Annotated in this window: 17 protein-coding genes; 13 read left to right on the forward strand and 4 right to left on the reverse strand. The window is 61.8% G+C overall.

Annotation, left to right across the window (positions count from 1 at the left end; genetic code table 11):
• Window positions 1–112: 112 nt before the first annotated feature.
• Window positions 113–595 (reverse strand): toll/interleukin-1 receptor domain-containing protein, encoded by a 483-nt coding sequence (locus BKY26_RS11070; RefSeq protein WP_227435005.1) that lies wholly within the window; start codon window positions 593–595, stop codon window positions 113–115.
• Between the two features lie 622 nt (window positions 596–1,217).
• Between BKY26_RS11070 and rpsJ the strand changes: the two genes are divergently transcribed.
• From rpsJ to iolD, 6 genes are all read left to right on the forward strand, one after another.
• Complete coding sequence (gene rpsJ / locus BKY26_RS11075; protein WP_035248435.1) at window positions 1,218–1,526, forward strand: 30S ribosomal protein S10; 309 nt, start codon at window positions 1,218–1,220, stop codon at window positions 1,524–1,526.
• Between the two features lie 13 nt (window positions 1,527–1,539).
• A complete protein-coding gene (gene rplC, locus BKY26_RS11080) occupies window positions 1,540–2,265 on the forward strand; it encodes a 50S ribosomal protein L3 (RefSeq protein ID WP_071690455.1) in 726 nt (241 codons plus the stop codon).
• The gene (rplD, locus tag BKY26_RS11085; protein ID WP_071690456.1) at window positions 2,262–2,882 is read left to right on the forward strand and encodes a 50S ribosomal protein L4; all 621 of its coding nucleotides are present in this window, start codon (window positions 2,262–2,264) and stop codon (window positions 2,880–2,882) included. Before rplC ends, rplD begins: the two co-directional genes overlap by 4 nt.
• Window positions 2,879–3,175, forward strand: a complete 297-nt coding sequence (locus BKY26_RS11090) for a 50S ribosomal protein L23 (RefSeq protein ID WP_071690457.1) — start codon at window positions 2,879–2,881, stop codon at window positions 3,173–3,175. The genes rplD and BKY26_RS11090 overlap by 4 nt, the downstream gene beginning before the upstream one ends.
• Window positions 3,176–3,313: 138 nt before the next feature.
• The gene (locus BKY26_RS20790) at window positions 3,314–3,595 is read left to right on the forward strand and encodes a transposase (protein ID WP_071690458.1); all 282 of its coding nucleotides are present in this window, start codon (window positions 3,314–3,316) and stop codon (window positions 3,593–3,595) included.
• 31 nt (window positions 3,596–3,626) lie between these two features.
• Window positions 3,627–5,486: a 3D-(3,5/4)-trihydroxycyclohexane-1,2-dione acylhydrolase (decyclizing) gene (gene iolD / locus BKY26_RS11100; RefSeq protein WP_071690459.1), complete on the forward strand. Its 1,860-nt coding sequence runs from the start codon at window positions 3,627–3,629 to the stop codon at window positions 5,484–5,486.
• A 52-nt stretch (window positions 5,487–5,538) separates the two neighbouring features.
• Here iolD and BKY26_RS11105 read toward each other — a convergent pair whose 3' ends face one another.
• From BKY26_RS11105 to BKY26_RS11115, 3 genes are read right to left on the reverse strand one after another with little or no spacing between them, the layout of a single operon-like run.
• Window positions 5,539–6,933, reverse strand: a complete 1,395-nt coding sequence (locus BKY26_RS11105) for an MATE family efflux transporter (RefSeq protein WP_071690460.1) — start codon at window positions 6,931–6,933, stop codon at window positions 5,539–5,541.
• A 9-nt stretch (window positions 6,934–6,942) separates the two neighbouring features.
• Window positions 6,943–7,533: a helix-turn-helix domain-containing protein gene (locus BKY26_RS11110; protein WP_071690461.1), complete on the reverse strand. Its 591-nt coding sequence runs from the start codon at window positions 7,531–7,533 to the stop codon at window positions 6,943–6,945.
• 11 nt (window positions 7,534–7,544) lie between these two features.
• On the reverse strand, window positions 7,545–8,123 hold the full coding sequence (locus tag BKY26_RS11115) for a carboxymuconolactone decarboxylase family protein (RefSeq protein WP_071690462.1): 579 nt from the start codon (window positions 8,121–8,123) through the stop codon (window positions 7,545–7,547).
• 232 nt (window positions 8,124–8,355) lie between these two features.
• Between BKY26_RS11115 and BKY26_RS11120 the strand changes: the two genes are divergently transcribed.
• The 7 genes from BKY26_RS11120 to BKY26_RS11150 all read left to right on the forward strand — a co-directional run.
• Window positions 8,356–9,105 carry an amino acid ABC transporter ATP-binding protein gene (locus tag BKY26_RS11120; protein ID WP_071690467.1) on the forward strand — a complete coding sequence of 250 codons (750 nt, stop codon included), beginning with the start codon at window positions 8,356–8,358 and terminating at the stop codon, window positions 9,103–9,105.
• 2 nt (window positions 9,106–9,107) lie between these two features.
• On the forward strand, window positions 9,108–9,950 hold the full coding sequence (locus BKY26_RS11125) for an amino acid ABC transporter permease (protein ID WP_071690463.1): 843 nt from the start codon (window positions 9,108–9,110) through the stop codon (window positions 9,948–9,950).
• A 42-nt stretch (window positions 9,951–9,992) separates the two neighbouring features.
• Window positions 9,993–10,826, forward strand: a complete 834-nt coding sequence (locus tag BKY26_RS11130; protein WP_071690464.1) for a transporter substrate-binding domain-containing protein — start codon at window positions 9,993–9,995, stop codon at window positions 10,824–10,826.
• Window positions 10,827–10,942: 116 nt separating this feature from the next.
• Window positions 10,943–11,773, forward strand: coding sequence for an amino acid ABC transporter permease (locus tag BKY26_RS11135; protein ID WP_071690468.1), 831 nt, complete (start codon window positions 10,943–10,945; stop codon window positions 11,771–11,773).
• Between the two features lie 11 nt (window positions 11,774–11,784).
• Window positions 11,785–13,035, forward strand: coding sequence for an FAD-dependent oxidoreductase (locus BKY26_RS11140; RefSeq protein ID WP_071690465.1), 1,251 nt, complete (start codon window positions 11,785–11,787; stop codon window positions 13,033–13,035).
• A 9-nt stretch (window positions 13,036–13,044) separates the two neighbouring features.
• Window positions 13,045–13,302, forward strand: a complete 258-nt coding sequence (locus BKY26_RS11145) for a sarcosine oxidase subunit delta (RefSeq protein WP_071690466.1) — start codon at window positions 13,045–13,047, stop codon at window positions 13,300–13,302.
• Window positions 13,289–14,106: 2Fe-2S iron-sulfur cluster-binding protein (locus tag BKY26_RS11150; RefSeq protein ID WP_131541839.1), on the forward strand; the 818-nt coding region annotated here is incomplete at its 3' end. The genes BKY26_RS11145 and BKY26_RS11150, both read left to right, overlap by 14 nt.

Consider the following 14,106-nt stretch of genomic DNA (forward strand, 5'->3'; position numbering starts at 1 on the left):
TCGAAGATCCTCGCATAAGCGACCGGATCACCAGGACTAACGGAAAGGCCCGCTCAAATGAGCGGGCCTTTTTTGTGAACGAGTGATTCCATCTAACTCGCAATGGATCTGACTAGATTGTGATCAACTCTGAAATCTTAATAGCAACGTCTCTCATTGGTTCTTCTTCCGTGCTCAATCCAGTTCGGGAGCCGAGTAAAGGGCTGACTTCCCGAAGCTCTTCGTAGGTTGTGTCATGGACGATCGGAACCAGCAGATCTCGCGCCAGAAGTACTGAAAGCTCTTTGTCGGCAATGCCTTCCCCTTGAATGCGTTTGATAAAGGCAGGAGTGACGAGCACAATACCGACCCGGGATTTTGCAAGACCTTTGTCGATTTCGCGCAGCAGCGGTGTGCCTAGCAGTACGTCTTTTTCGCTAAACCAAACAGAGACTCCTCGCTCTTCCAAATGATCATGAAGCTCTCTGGCCGCTCCGCTACGATCATCCCAGGCATGGCAAAGAAAGACGTCCCGATTGTCATTTAGTGGTGAACGAACTTCAACGCTACGCCGGATCGGAGTAAGCGCCCTTACTTCAGAAGGAGTATAGTTCACGCTGGAACCTGATGGAGACCAGCTGGGCCTATTACTCCCGGTCCGCGCCCCCAATTTGGAACTGCCGCTCAAACTCGGCCCTAAAGACCTGGGTGCCGAGTAGTAGCTGTGGCTGCCAAATCCACCGAAACCGCGAGATCCACCACCACAAGCAGGGCAGGCTGCGCGCCCACTCGCCGTACGGTGTCCTTGCCGTGGCGCAGTACATTTCGCCATAGGGTACCTCCAAACCTGTTACTCATGACAATGTGAGCATTGCGCAAGCACAATTCAACAATAATGTTCTCAAATTGTTCCAGGCATTTTTAACAATGTGAAGTCTGGGCGATGTTTCGCAGGCGATTGGAAGCTACTTATTGAGTCGGGGCGCGTCGGCAATGCGCGGCGGCTTCGCCTTTATTCCGCGCCCGGTACTTGCAACTGGTTGGTCAACAGAAGGTGGGTGGAAATCCCCAACTTTCCCCTTGCCCCACCACCCTATCCCGCGTATAGCGCGCGGGTTCGCAGATAGCGGACTGCTTGAGAAGCGGGATTCGGTCCCGCTTTTTGAGTTCGAAGAGGGCCGGGGGAATGAGCCGCCGGTCGTCCTATCAACTCCAATAAGCCTGAAAGGGCGAATGACATGCAAAGTCAGAACATTCGTATCCGGCTCAAGGCGTTTGACTATCGCGTGCTGGATGCTTCCACGCAAGAGATCGTCAACACCGCCAAGCGGACCGGCGCGCAAGTTCGCGGACCGATCCCGCTGCCGAACAAGATCGAGAAATTCACGGTTCTCCGTGGCCCCCACGTCGACAAGAAGAGCCGTGACCAGTGGGAAATCCGTACCCACAAGCGCCTGCTCGACATCGTCGATCCGACCCCGCAGACCGTGGACGCGCTGATGAAGCTCGACCTCGCTGCCGGCGTCGACGTTCAGATTTCGGTCTAAGGAGGGCAACAAGATGCGCTCTGGATTGATCGCCAAGAAGGTGGGCATGACCCGCCTGTTCATGGAAGACGGCAAGCAGATCCCTGTGACCGTTCTTCAACTCGACAACCTGCAGGTCGTGTCGCAGCGCACTTCTGAGAAGGATGGCTATTCGGCCGTTCAGCTCGGCGCGGGCACCCCGAAGGTCAAGCGTGTTTCCAAGGCCATGCGCGGCCACTTCGCCGGTAACGGCGTGGCTCCCAAGCGCAAGCTGGCCGAATTCCGCGTGACCCCGGACAACCTGATCGAAGTGGGTGCCGAACTGTCGGCCGAACACTTCCTGGAAGGCCAGAAGGTCGACGTGTCCGGCACCTCGATCGGTAAAGGCTTCGCCGGTGCCATGAAGCGGCACAACTTTGGTGGTCTGCGCGCCTCGCACGGTGTGTCGATCAGCCACCGTTCGCACGGCTCCACCGGTCAGTGTCAGGACCCGGGCCGCGTGTTCAAGGGCAAGAAGATGGCCGGCCATATGGGCGCCGTGCGCGTCACCACCCAGAACCTGGAAGTTGTCCGGACCGATGCAGACCGTGGTCTGATCATGGTCAAGGGCGCCGTGCCGGGCTCGAAGGGTGGCTGGGTCACCATCAAGGATGCCGTGAAGAAGAAACTGCCCGAGGGTGTTCCCTTCCCCGCCGCCGTGAAATCGGCCGCCGTGGAAGAAGCCCCCGTTGAGGCTCCGGTTGAGGGAGCGGAAGAATGAAACTTGATGTAATCAAGCTCGATGGCGGTTCTGCCGGTACCGTGGATCTGGACGAAGCGCTCTTCGGTCTGGAACCCCGCGCCGACATCCTGCACCGCGTCGTTCGCTGGCAGCGCAACAATGCCCAGGCCGGCACCCACAAGGTGAAGACCCGGTCGGAAACCAGCTATTCGACCAAGAAGATCTACCGCCAGAAGGGCACCGGTGGCGCACGCCATGGTGACCGGAACGCGCCGATCTTCCGCAAGGGTGGTGTCTACAAGGGCCCGACCCCGCGTAGCCACGGCCACGACCTGCCGAAGAAGTTCCGCAAGCTCGGCCTGCGTCACGCCCTGTCCGCCAAGGCGGCAGCGGGTGAGCTGGTCGTTCTGGACAGCATCGCGCTCGACGCCCCCAAGACCTCGGCCCTGGCTCGCCAGGTCAAGGAACTGGGCTGGAAGCGCGCGCTGATCATCGACGGCGCATCCGTGGACGAAAACTTCGCCAAGGCGGCCCGCAACATCGAAGGTCTCGATGTGCTGCCGACCATGGGCGCAAACGTCTATGACATCCTCAAGCGTGATACTCTTGTGATCACCAAGGCGGGTGTCGAAGCACTGGAGGCTCGACTGAAATGAGCGCGAAGGCAGAACATTACGACGTGATCCGCAAGCCGGTCATCACCGAAAAGTCGACCATGGCATCTGAGAATGGCGCGGTTGTATTTGAGGTGGCGATTGACGCGAACAAACCCCAGATCAAGGAAGCGGTGGAAAACCTCTTCGGCGTGAAGGTGAAGGCGGTCAACACCACCATCACCAAGGGTAAAACCAAGCGGTTCCGCGGCCAGCTCGGCAAGCGGAAGGACGTGAAGAAGGCCTATGTGACCCTCGAAGAGGGCAACACGATCGACGTATCGACCGGTCTGTAAAAACGGCCTTTCCGGTTAAGAAATTAGAAGCCCCTCGGTGAGAGCCGGGGGGCTTTTTACGTTTCTCCGAGAAGGCGACCTGAGCTCCTGAATTTCCTCCCGTTATGTGTAGAGTCCGCCCAACAAAAGGACGGACAAATGAAGCCGAGCCTCGCCGACGAACAGATCACTGCGAAGATCAAGAAGCAGGAAGTTGACGAGAAGACTGATGATTTGTGCAGGCGCCATGAGATCAGCCAGGGCACCTTTTACAGATACAAGAGCAAATATGGCGGCATGGCACAGCAACAGATCCAAGTCCTTGCCACCGGACTGAAAGAACAGCGGGAAGATCGTATCTCCTGTGTGCTGTTCATCGGGGTGCAGATTATCTGCAATGAATATTGCGCAGCTATTGCAATTGCAATGCACACTTCATAAACTGTCGAAAAGCATCGCAGGAGGAAGCGGCATGCCCCACGAAACGGTTCGTCTGACCATGGCGCAGGCCCTGGTCCGCTATCTTTGCAACCAGTTCACGGAAATCGAGGGCGAGCGCGTGCCGCTTTTTGCGGGGGTGTTCGGCATATTCGGCCATGGCAATGTGACCTGTCTGGCAGAGGCGCTGGAGACGGTGCAGGACCGGCTGCCGACTTGGCGTGGCCAGAACGAGCAATCCATGGCGCTTGCGGCGATCGGTTACGGCAAGGCCATGCTGCGGCGGCAGATCATGATTGCAACCTCCTCGGTTGGGCCTGGTGCCACCAACATGATCACCGCCGCAGGTGTGGCCCATGCCAACCGCCTGCCATTGCTGTTGCTGGCTGGCGATACCTACACCAACCGCCTGCCGGATCCGGTGTTGCAGCAGGTGGAGCATTTCGGAAATCCCACGACGACCGTGAATGATGGCTTCAAGCCGGTCAGCCGGTATTGGGACCGGATCACCCATCCCGCGCAGATCCTGTCGTCGCTGCCACAGGCCATTGCCACCATGCTGGACCCGGCGGATTGCGGCCCGGCCTTCATTGGCCTGCCGCAGGATACGCAGGAACTGGCCTATGACTATCCGGTGGCATTCTTCGAGGAACGGCTGTGGACGATCCCGCGCCCGCGCCCGTCGCGCGATCAGGTCGCGGCAGCGGCGGAGCTGTTGCGCACCGCAAAGGCACCGCTGATCATCTCGGGGGGCGGGGTGCGCTATTCTGGTGCAGGCGCCGCGCTGGCGGAGTTCGCAACGGCCCGCGGCATTCCGATGGCGGAAACCATCGCGGGCAAGGGGGCGGTGGTGCACGATCATCCCGCATATGTCGGCCCGTTGGGGATTGAAGGCACCGATGCGGCAAAGGCGCTTGCTGAAAACGCCGATGTGGTGATCGCGGTCGGAACGCGATTGCAGGATTTCACCACCGGATCCTGGACCACCTTCGGCGACGATACCCGGTTCATCAATATCAACGCGGCGCGTTTCGATGCGCTGAAGCACCGGTCGCTGCCGGTTGTGGGCGATGCTCTCGAAGCGCTCGCCGATCTGGATGCTGCACTAGGGGATTGGGCCTGCGATCCGGCCCGTATGGCGGATGCGCAGCGGCTCTATGCCGATTGGAACCGGATGCTGGACGAGGGCCAGGCCCCGACCAACACAACGCCCCCCAGCTACGCGCAGGTCATCGCGGTGGTGAACAAGATGGCCAGACCCGAGGATACGATGGTGACGGCAGCGGGCGGCCTGCCGGGCGAGACGGTCAAGAACTGGCGGGTGAAAAGCCCCAACACGTTTGATTGCGAGTTCGGTTTTTCCTGCATGGGGTACGAGATCGCCGGGGCCTGGGGTCATGCGATGGCCAAGGGTGGCGAGGGCACCCCGATCGTCATGGTCGGCGACGGGTCCTACATGATGATGAATTCCGACATCTACTCTTCGGTCCTGTCGGGCCACAAGATGATCGTCGTGGTCTGCGACAATGGCGGGTTCGGCGTCATCAACCGGCTGCAAACCGGCATGGGCGGGGCGGGCTTCAACAACCTGCTCAAGGATTCGCGGGTTCTGAACAGGGACGATCCGCTCCATGTCGACTTTGCCAAGCACGCCGAATCCATGGGGGCCTATGCGCGCCATTGCGACAGCCTCGCCGATCTGGAGGCCGCAATGGACTGGGCGCAGGGAACCGACCGGACCACGGTTCTGACCATCGCTTCGGATGCCCATGCGTGGACACCGGGCGGGGCCGATTGGTATGTGGGCGTGCCAGAGGTGTCCGAGCGGGAAGGCGTGCGGGCCGCGCGCAGCGGTCAGGAAGCGTTCCGCAAGAAGCAGCGGCCGGGCGTCTGAGGGGCTGCGTCGCCTCGGGGCCAGACAGGCGGACGAAGCGGGGCGGTGGCGCTTATGTCACCGGCTCCCGCTTCGCGGGACCGCGCCACAGCCCGCCCATTTCCTGCGCGGCCACGCGGCTTGCGATCCATAGCGACAGGCCAAGGCCCGAGATCACCGCACAGGCCACGCCGAACCAGACGCCGTGCTCGTCAAAGCCCCAGACGCCGACGAACAGCCATATGAAAAAGGCGATGCCGAACCCCTGGCGGTAGAGGCTGATCCAGACTGTTGCCATGGGGCGCTTGAGCGCCTGAAGCAGCCCGTTGATGGAGAACAGCATCATGTAGACGGGCAGGATCACCCCGTCGATGCGCAGATAGATGGTGCCGACCCGGATCACCTCGGGGTCATCGGTGAAGACCGACAGGATGGCGCTGCCGAAAAACCACAGGATGGGTGCGGCCGTGGCGGTCATGATGAAGCCGACCTTCCAGCAAAAGCGCAGCGCTTCCCTGACACGCTCGTAATCCCCTGCGCCGAAATTCTGCGAGGCTATTGGCAGAAGCGCACCGGTCACGCCGAAGACCGGCAGCAGCAGGATCTGTTCCAGCCTGATCCCGAGCCCGAAGCCCGCCACGGCATGTTCGCCAAACCCTTTCAGCGCGTATTGCACGACGAAGCCGGACAGGAACATCACCAGCATCGAGGTGGCCGTTGGCAGCGTCTGGAGCGAGATCTCGCGGAAGCGGTCGGCGCGCGGGCGAAAGTTGCGTGCCCTCAGCCGCGCCATGGTGCGCAGGCGAAAGACCTGCCGCAGCATGTAGAGCATCACCCCGGTCTGGCTGACCACGGTTGAAACCGCCAACCCGTCGAAGCCAATGCCGGACCAGAGGCCGGGAATGCCATAGATGAACAGCGGGTTCAGGCCGATATTGGCGACGAAGGCCACCATCAGCGCCCGCTGCATCGACCGACCGTCGCCATGCGCCTGCAAGACACCGTTGCAGCCGAAGGCCACCAGAAAGCCGGGCAGGGCCAGCGAGAGGATCTGGAAATATCGAATGCCCGCGTCCTGATAGGCCCCGGCCTCTGACACCAGCCGGATGATCAGCGGGCCATACCACAGCCCCGCAAGGCCGAGCACAATAGCCGCTGTCACCCCGTAGACGATGCCTTGCGCGATGGTGCGCCGGGCCTGACGCCGGTTGCGCGCCCCAAGCGCGTTGCCGACCAGTGCGCCCATGGCTGCCCCAAGGCCGACTCCGAACGACATGGCGATGTGAAACGCCTGAAAACCAAGCGCGATGCCCGCCTGTGCGCTGGTCCCGAGCAGCCCGGCGAAATACATGTCGACGATGTTGTAGAGCGTATTGAACAGCATCCCCAAAGCACCGGGAATGGCGAGCGTGCGGAAGTGGCTTGATATGGCCCCTTCGGTCAGATCGTTGTCGATGGGGCGTGCCATGTCAGGGCCTCACGGTCTTTCGGCCTGAACGGTCAGGAAGGTGAACTCTGGGGTCAGGACTTCGACAAAGCCATGGTTAAGCTCGGCATCCACGCTGATGCTGTCCCCCGCGCGCAGGGTCAGGTGCTGCTGCCCGTAGCGATAGACCGCTTCGCCTTCCAGCACCTGAACGAAAACAACGCCATGACCGACATAGGTGGGGGGCGGGCCGCCTTCGCGCAGCAAGGTCACCCGTCTTGCCTGAAACCGCAGATCTTTGCGGGCATGGATGGCGAGGTTGATGTATTCGTGCTGGTGGTCATCGGTGATGCGGGTCGATTTCAAGCCCTCGCCGTGACGCACCAGCGTGAAATCCGTATGGTCGGTCTGGGCTTCTCGGAACAGCGAGATAATCGGCACCTCCAGCGCTTCGGCCAGGGCGGCGAGGGTGCCGATGGAGGGAGAGACGAGGCCGTTTTCGATGCGGCTGATCATGGCTGCGGAGACGCCCGACAGATCGGCAAGGGACCGTGCGGAATGACCCCGTTGGCGGCGCAGTTCTTTCAACGAGGCACCGATGGCTCTGTCGATCAGCTTGCCGGGTGGGTCCTCTGTCTGCATGCGCCGCGCCCCTAGTCCTTCTTGTAGTAGCCCACGACGTCGCCGTCGGTCGTGACCCCAAGCCCATTGAGCAACCTGTTGGCGTAGTTGAAATATCCGACGATCTGGTTGATCTCCAGGATCTCGCCGTCATCCCATCCGGCGGCGCGCAGCGCGTCCACATCCGCCTTTTCGATCTTGCCGGGATACAGCGTCAGCTTCGCCGCGTAATGCAATGCGGCCAGTTCCGCCCCGTCGAACGCATCTTCCGGGCGACGCGCCTGCAAGGCGTTTTCGACCACGTCCGCGCGAGCGTCGTCGCCGATCAGGTGGCGGGCGTTTGCCCAGTGATTGGCGTAGGAATAGGGGCAATCGTTGAGCGTCGAAACATACGAGCTGATGACCTCCTGAAACCACATCGGCACGGTGTTGCCGTCATCATGCAGGCAGGCGCGATACAGAACCACATGTCCGTTCATGGTGCTGGGGCGCAGGGAATGCACGCGCATCACGTTATCGACGGTGCCATGCGGCGTCCGGGCGAAGTCGAGGGCCTTTTTCAGGGGCGCGTCGGCCTCGTCATCCGAAAGCATTCTGATCCAGGCGGACATGGTCGCTCCTTCAGGTTTCAGTGCTCAAAAACTGTGCGCGTCGATTGCAATCGACATTCGTGCTACATTTTTTATTGACGAATTATTGCGCCTCGCGCAACCTTATTCAGCGACGCGCAACAGATTCAGGGGCTAGGGAATTGCTTATGCGGTGGAACTGCACAGGATCGGGGGTGGCCGGACCGGGCGGTGCCATGTGGCCCGTCGGTGGCGCCGATTTGGCCTTCCTGTCATGACGGGTGCGTCCGACCCAATCATCGAGGTCGCGAATCTCGACAAGTTCTATGGCGATTTCCATGCGCTGAAAGACGTCAACCTGACAGTCCACCAAGGTGAGAAAATGGTGATCTGCGGCCCGTCCGGGTCGGGCAAGTCCACCCTCATCCGCTGTTTTAACGGGCTGGAATGGCACAATTCCGGCCGATTGGTCATCGACGGCGTCGAGGTGCACGAACAATCCAAGGACATGCGCAGGCTGCGGCAGGAAGTCGGGATGGTCTTCCAGCAGTTCAACCTGTTTCCGCACCTGACAGTTCTGGAAAACCTGATGATCGGCCCGATGAAGGTGCGCAGGCAGGGCCGCGCGCAGGCCGAGGCCACCGCGCGCAAGTATCTCGACCGCGTTCACATCCCCGAGCAAGCCGACAAGTATCCCGCGCAGCTTTCCGGCGGCCAGCAGCAGCGCGTGGCAATTGCCCGCTCGCTTTGCATGGAAACGCGGATCATGCTGTTTGATGAACCGACATCGGCCCTTGACCCTGAAATGATCAACGAGGTGCTCGACGTCATGGTCGAGCTGGCCCAATCCGGCATGACCATGGTCGTGGTGACGCACGAGATGGGCTTCGCCCGCAAGGTGGCGGACACGATGGTGTTCATGGAAGCCGGAGAAATCGTCGAGGTCTCTCCGCCGGACCGGTTCTTCACAAATCCTTCCTCCGAGCGCTGCCGCCTGTTCCTCGACCAGATACTGGAGCACTAGGGATGAGCGCCCCGGACCTGTCCGGCCTCAAGGGCCAGCCGCTGCCGCAACGCCCGGCCTTTCAGCGGTTCTTGGGGTCCACGGCAGTCTCCATTGCGATCTATGTCGCCGTGATGGCGCTGATCATCTACGGATCGTTCACCGGCGCGCAGAACATGGGCTACAACTGGCAATGGCACCGGGTTCCCCAGTTTCTCTACAGTTTCACCGATGACGGGTTTCAACTGGGCGAAATCGTTTATGGTCTGTTCGCCACCATCCAGCTGTCTGCCACCGCCTTTGCGCTTGCCACCGTCCTTGGCCTGCTGGTCGCGCTTCTGCGGCTGTCGGGGCTGGTGATGGGCACGGCCGTGTCGATCGGGTTCCTCGAACTGATCCGCAACATCCCGCTTCTGGTGCTGCTCTACCTGTTCTACTACGTGCTTGGCCCCATCTTCGGCTTTGACCGCTACTGGGCCTCGATCCTGACGCTGGCCGTGTTCCATTCCGCCCTGATTTCCGAGATCTTCCGCGCGGGCATCAACGCCGTGGACAAGGGCCAGTGGGAGGCCGCGAAATCCATCGGGATGACCACGGGCCAGACCTATCGCTATATCATCCTGCCCCAATCCGTGCGCTTCATGTTGCCGCCGATGACCGGCGAGGCGGTGCATCTGATCAAAAGCTCTGCCATTGTCAGCGTGATCGCGGTGGCGGAGCTGACCACCATCGGGCGCAACATCATTTCCGACACATTCATGAGCTTCGAAATCTGGTTCACGGTGGCCGCCGTCTACATGGTGGTCACGCTGATCCTGTCTGTCGGCGTCTCGTATCTCGAACGCAGATACGCCGTCGACCAATAACAAGAGCACCAAGTCCCTAATGATCCAACAAGGAGACAAGACATGACGATTACACGCAGACTGTTCGGGGCCGCCCTTGGCGCGGCCATGGCGACGGGCGTTGCACTGCCCGCCGCGGCGCAAAGCGCGTCGCAGGCGCTGACCTCGGAAAGCGTCATCACCCAGATCCAGGAAGAGGGCGTGATCCGCATCGGCCTGTCGCTCTTCGTGCCGTGGTCCATGCGCGATGTGAATGGCGACCTCATTGGCTTCGAACTCGACGTAGGCCGTCAACTGGCCGAGGATATGGGCGTCGAGGTGGAATTCGTGCCGACCGCGTGGGATGGCATCATCCCGGCGCTTCTGGCGGGCAATTTCGACGTGATCATCTCGGGCATGTCGGTGACTGCACAGCGGAACCTGACGGTGAACTTCACCCAGCCTTATGCCTATTCGGGCCTTGCCATCCTTGCCAACCGCGAGATGACGGCGGGCATGTCGATGGAGGATATGAACTCTCCCGACGTGATCTTTGCGGCCCGCCGCGGTGCCACACCCGCGGTGGTCATCGCCGACCGCTTCCCCGAAGCGCAACTGCTGCTGTTCGATGAGGACGGTGCCGCCGCGCAGGAGGTTCTGAACGGCAACGCGCACGCAACCATGGCCTCGCAGCCGACCCCGAACCGTGAGGCCGGGCGTCATCCCGATGTGCTCTACGTGCCCTTCGACAGTCTTTTCGACCCGCGTGGCGAAGGCTTCGCCGTGCGTCGCGGCGACCCGGATGCGCTGAACTACTTCAACAACTGGATCGCGCAACAGTGGCGGTCTGGCTGGCTGGAAGAGCGCCACGACTACTGGTTCGCCACCGAAGACTGGGCCGATCAGGTCGCACAGTAAACCCAAACGCGAGGGGGCGGTTTCGCCGCCCCTTCCCCCTCGTCAGGCAGGCCCGCACCGTGATCAGGTTCTTTCGAAAATTCAGATGGCCCGATTGGGCGATCCTGGCCGTCCTGATGGCGTTCTTCAGCTATATCTGGTTCACCATCGAGGGGACGCTGAACTATTCTTGGCGCTGGCACCTGATCCCCAATTACATCGTCGGCTGGCACACCACCCGTGAAGAGTATTTCGCCAATATCCTTCTGCAGGGGCTTGTCGCCACGATCCGCATCTCGATCTACGCGTCCATTCTGGCGCTGATCCTCGGCACGATCCTGGGCATCGCGCGATGTTCATCCAACCTGACGGTGCGGATGCTGGCGCGCACCTACCTGGAATTCCTGCGCAACATCCCGCCCGTTGTCGTGGTCTTCATCTTCTTTTTCTTCCTCTCGCAGCAGCTGATTGACGCCCTGAACCTCGAAAGATGGGCGCGCGGCATCGCGCGTCAGGAAAACAACGGCGTGTGGGAATTCTTCTTCGGCGAAATGCGCCGCTTCCCCTCGCTGATTTCCGGCGTGATCGTTCTGGCGCTGTTCGAAAGCGCCTTCGTGGGTGAGATCATCCGCGCGGGCATCCAGTCGATCCCCAAGGGCCAGCGCGAGGCCGCGCGCTCCATCGGCATGAGCCGCTGGCAGGAACTGCGTTATATCGTGCTGCCGCAAGCGCTGAAAAAGGTGGTGCCACCGCTGGCCAACCAATTCATCACGCTGATCAAGGACAGCTCCATCATCTCGCTGATCTCCGTGCAGGAGCTGACCTACAAAACGGTGGAGCTTGTCGCCTCCTCCCGCATGATCTTCGAGGCCTGGATCACCACCGCCGCTTTCTACTTCGTCGTCTGCTTCTCGCTGTCGCGCCTTTTTGGGCGGCTGGAGCGGCGAAGTTCAAGAAACGACCGCTAGGGGCTAGGGTGATGCAACGCTATTCCGCCTTTTCGCTGTTGCGCCACGGGATCAACCGGCACACCACCTGGGCCCCCGCCTGGCGCAGTCCGCCCCTGAAGGACCGTTATGACGTGATCGTCATCGGCGCGGGCGGGCATGGGCTGGCGACGGCTTACTATCTGGCGAAGGAACATGGGATCACCAATGTCGCGGTGCTGGAACGCGGCTGGCTTGGCGGCGGCAATATCGCGCGCAACACGATCACCATCCGCTCGAACTACATGCGCGACGCGTCGATCCCCTTCTACGTGAAATCGGTCGCACTCTACGAGGCGATGACGCGCGAACTGAACTTCAACATGATGCATTCCAAGCGCAGCATGATCGACGTGATCCAGAACTATCCGATGATGCGCGACCGCAGGCGGCGCCAGCATATCATGGATATCTACGGCTCCACCTACGAACAGATTTCCGAGGCAGAGGTCCGCCGCCGCATCCCGGCGCTGACGGGGGGCGGCCCCGATGCGCGGCTGCCTGTGGTGGGCGGCTACGTCCACACCGATGCCGCGATCAACCGTCACGATGCCGTGGCCTGGGGCTATGCCCGCGCGATCGACGCCATGGGGGGCGAGATCCACCAGCAGACGCCGGTCACGCAGCTTCTGCGCGGTGCGGATGGGCGCATCGAAGGCGTCGAAACCCCGCGTGGCGTGATCCGCGCGCCCAAGGTCGCCGTGGCCGTGTCGGGCCATACCACGACGCTGACGGAAACTGTGGGGCTGAAACTGCCCCTGCGCACCATGAACCTGACCGCCTTCGTGTCGGAGCCGGTGAAGCCGCTTGTCGACGTGATCGTGAACTGCCCCGATGCGGGCTTCTACCTCAGCCAATCGGACAAGGGCTCGCTCGTCATCGGTGGTGCGCCCGATCCGGGGCAGAGCTTTCGCCGCGACATCAAGCAGACGGTGTTCGAGGATACGGTGTCCGCGATGCTGTCGCTCTTCCCCTCGTTCAAGAAGCTGAAATTCCTGCGCCAATGGGGCGGGCATCTGGATATCGCCCATGATGCCTCACCCATTCAGGATGAAACCGACGTGCCGGGGCTATTCGTCACCGCCGGGTGGTGGGGCGGCTACAAGGCGATCCCGGCGGGGGGGCTGACGCTGGCGCATCTGGTGGCAACCGGGCGGCCCCATCCGCTGATGGAACCCTTCGGAATCAACCGCTTCCGCCATCTCGATTACGTGATGGAAACCGGCACAACGACGGCGAGGTAGGACAGGCAAATGATGCAGATCCCCTGCCCCTTCTGCGGGCCGCGCAATGAAAGCGAGTTCTCCTTCGGCGGGCCGGTGAAGCCCCCGCGTCCTGATCCGTCGGCGGTCAGCGACGAAGACTGGACCGCGTGGCTGACGCAGGTGCCCAACCCGCTCGGCCCCGTTCAGGAACAATGGTGGCACGTGCGCGGCTGCGGGACATGGCTGCCCATCTGGCGCGACACGCGCACCCATGAGATCGTGGAGGCCCCGGATGACGGGAGGTAACCGGCTGGCAACGGGCGGCCGGATCGACCGGTCAAAGCCGCTCGCCTTCACCTTCAACGGCAAGCCCTATACCGGGTGTCAGGGCGACACGCTGGCCTCGGCCCTGCTGGCCAATGGCGTGAGGCTCACCGCGCGCAGCTTCAAATATCACCGCCCGCGCGGCATCGTGGGCGCAGGGGTAGAAGAACCCGCGACGCTCGTGGAACTGATGGGCGCGGATGCGTCGGGCAACCGCCCCGCCACCACCGTGCCGCTGACCGAGGGGCTGGCGGCGAAGGCGGTGAACTGCTGGCCCTCGCTGGAGTTTGACCTCGGCGCAGTGAACCAGCTCGCCAGCCGCTTCATCCCGGCGGGCTTCTATTACAAGACGTTCAAATGGCCGAACTGGCACCTCTACGAACGCCCGATCCGCAAGGCCGCAGGGCTGGCCGCCGCGCCGCCGGAGCCGCCAGCAAAGGGCCACTATGAAACCCGCTACGGCCATTGCGACGTGCTGATCGCGGGGGCAGGACCGGCGGGGCTCATGGCCGCGCTGACCGCCGCGCGTGCGGGGCTTCGGGTGATGATTGCGGATGAAGGGGGTGAGGCGGGCGGATCGCTGCTGTCGCGCCGCCTGACGATCGGCAATGCCCACGCGATGGACTGGGTGGCGCAGGCGGTCGCGGAACTGGCCGCCCTGCCCAATGTAACCCATCTGCAGAACGCGACCGTCTGGGGCTACCGCGAGCACAATTACCTGATGGTGACGGAACGCGCCCCGGCAAACCCCAGCCTTCTGGAACGCACATGGCGGGTGCGCGCGGG

Origin of the sequence: Nioella sediminis, from assembly GCF_001879695.1 — a bacterium.
GTDB lineage: Bacteria > Pseudomonadota > Alphaproteobacteria > Rhodobacterales > Rhodobacteraceae > Nioella > Nioella sediminis.

Excerpts from the sequence above, each read along its gene's own strand:
- rpsJ (WP_035248435.1), top strand. The coding sequence starts at position 1,218 with ATGCAAAGTCAGAACATTCGTATCCGGCTCAAGGCGTTTGACTATCGC.
- rplC (WP_071690455.1), top strand. The coding sequence starts at position 1,540 with ATGCGCTCTGGATTGATCGCCAAGAAGGTGGGCATGACCCGCCTGTTC.
- rplD (WP_071690456.1), top strand. The coding sequence starts at position 2,262 with ATGAAACTTGATGTAATCAAGCTCGATGGCGGTTCTGCCGGTACCGTG.
- BKY26_RS11090 (WP_071690457.1), top strand. The coding sequence starts at position 2,879 with ATGAGCGCGAAGGCAGAACATTACGACGTGATCCGCAAGCCGGTCATC.
- BKY26_RS20790 (WP_071690458.1), top strand. The coding sequence starts at position 3,314 with ATGAAGCCGAGCCTCGCCGACGAACAGATCACTGCGAAGATCAAGAAG.
- iolD (WP_071690459.1), top strand. The coding sequence starts at position 3,627 with ATGCCCCACGAAACGGTTCGTCTGACCATGGCGCAGGCCCTGGTCCGC.
- BKY26_RS11105 (WP_071690460.1), bottom strand. The coding sequence starts at position 6,933 with ATGGCACGCCCCATCGACAACGATCTGACCGAAGGGGCCATATCAAGC.
- BKY26_RS11110 (WP_071690461.1), bottom strand. The coding sequence starts at position 7,533 with ATGCAGACAGAGGACCCACCCGGCAAGCTGATCGACAGAGCCATCGGT.
- BKY26_RS11115 (WP_071690462.1), bottom strand. The coding sequence starts at position 8,123 with ATGTCCGCCTGGATCAGAATGCTTTCGGATGACGAGGCCGACGCGCCC.
- BKY26_RS11120 (WP_071690467.1), top strand. The coding sequence starts at position 8,356 with ATGACGGGTGCGTCCGACCCAATCATCGAGGTCGCGAATCTCGACAAG.
- BKY26_RS11125 (WP_071690463.1), top strand. The coding sequence starts at position 9,108 with ATGAGCGCCCCGGACCTGTCCGGCCTCAAGGGCCAGCCGCTGCCGCAA.
- BKY26_RS11130 (WP_071690464.1), top strand. The coding sequence starts at position 9,993 with ATGACGATTACACGCAGACTGTTCGGGGCCGCCCTTGGCGCGGCCATG.
- BKY26_RS11135 (WP_071690468.1), top strand. The coding sequence starts at position 10,943 with ATGGCGTTCTTCAGCTATATCTGGTTCACCATCGAGGGGACGCTGAAC.
- BKY26_RS11140 (WP_071690465.1), top strand. The coding sequence starts at position 11,785 with ATGCAACGCTATTCCGCCTTTTCGCTGTTGCGCCACGGGATCAACCGG.
- BKY26_RS11145 (WP_071690466.1), top strand. The coding sequence starts at position 13,045 with ATGATGCAGATCCCCTGCCCCTTCTGCGGGCCGCGCAATGAAAGCGAG.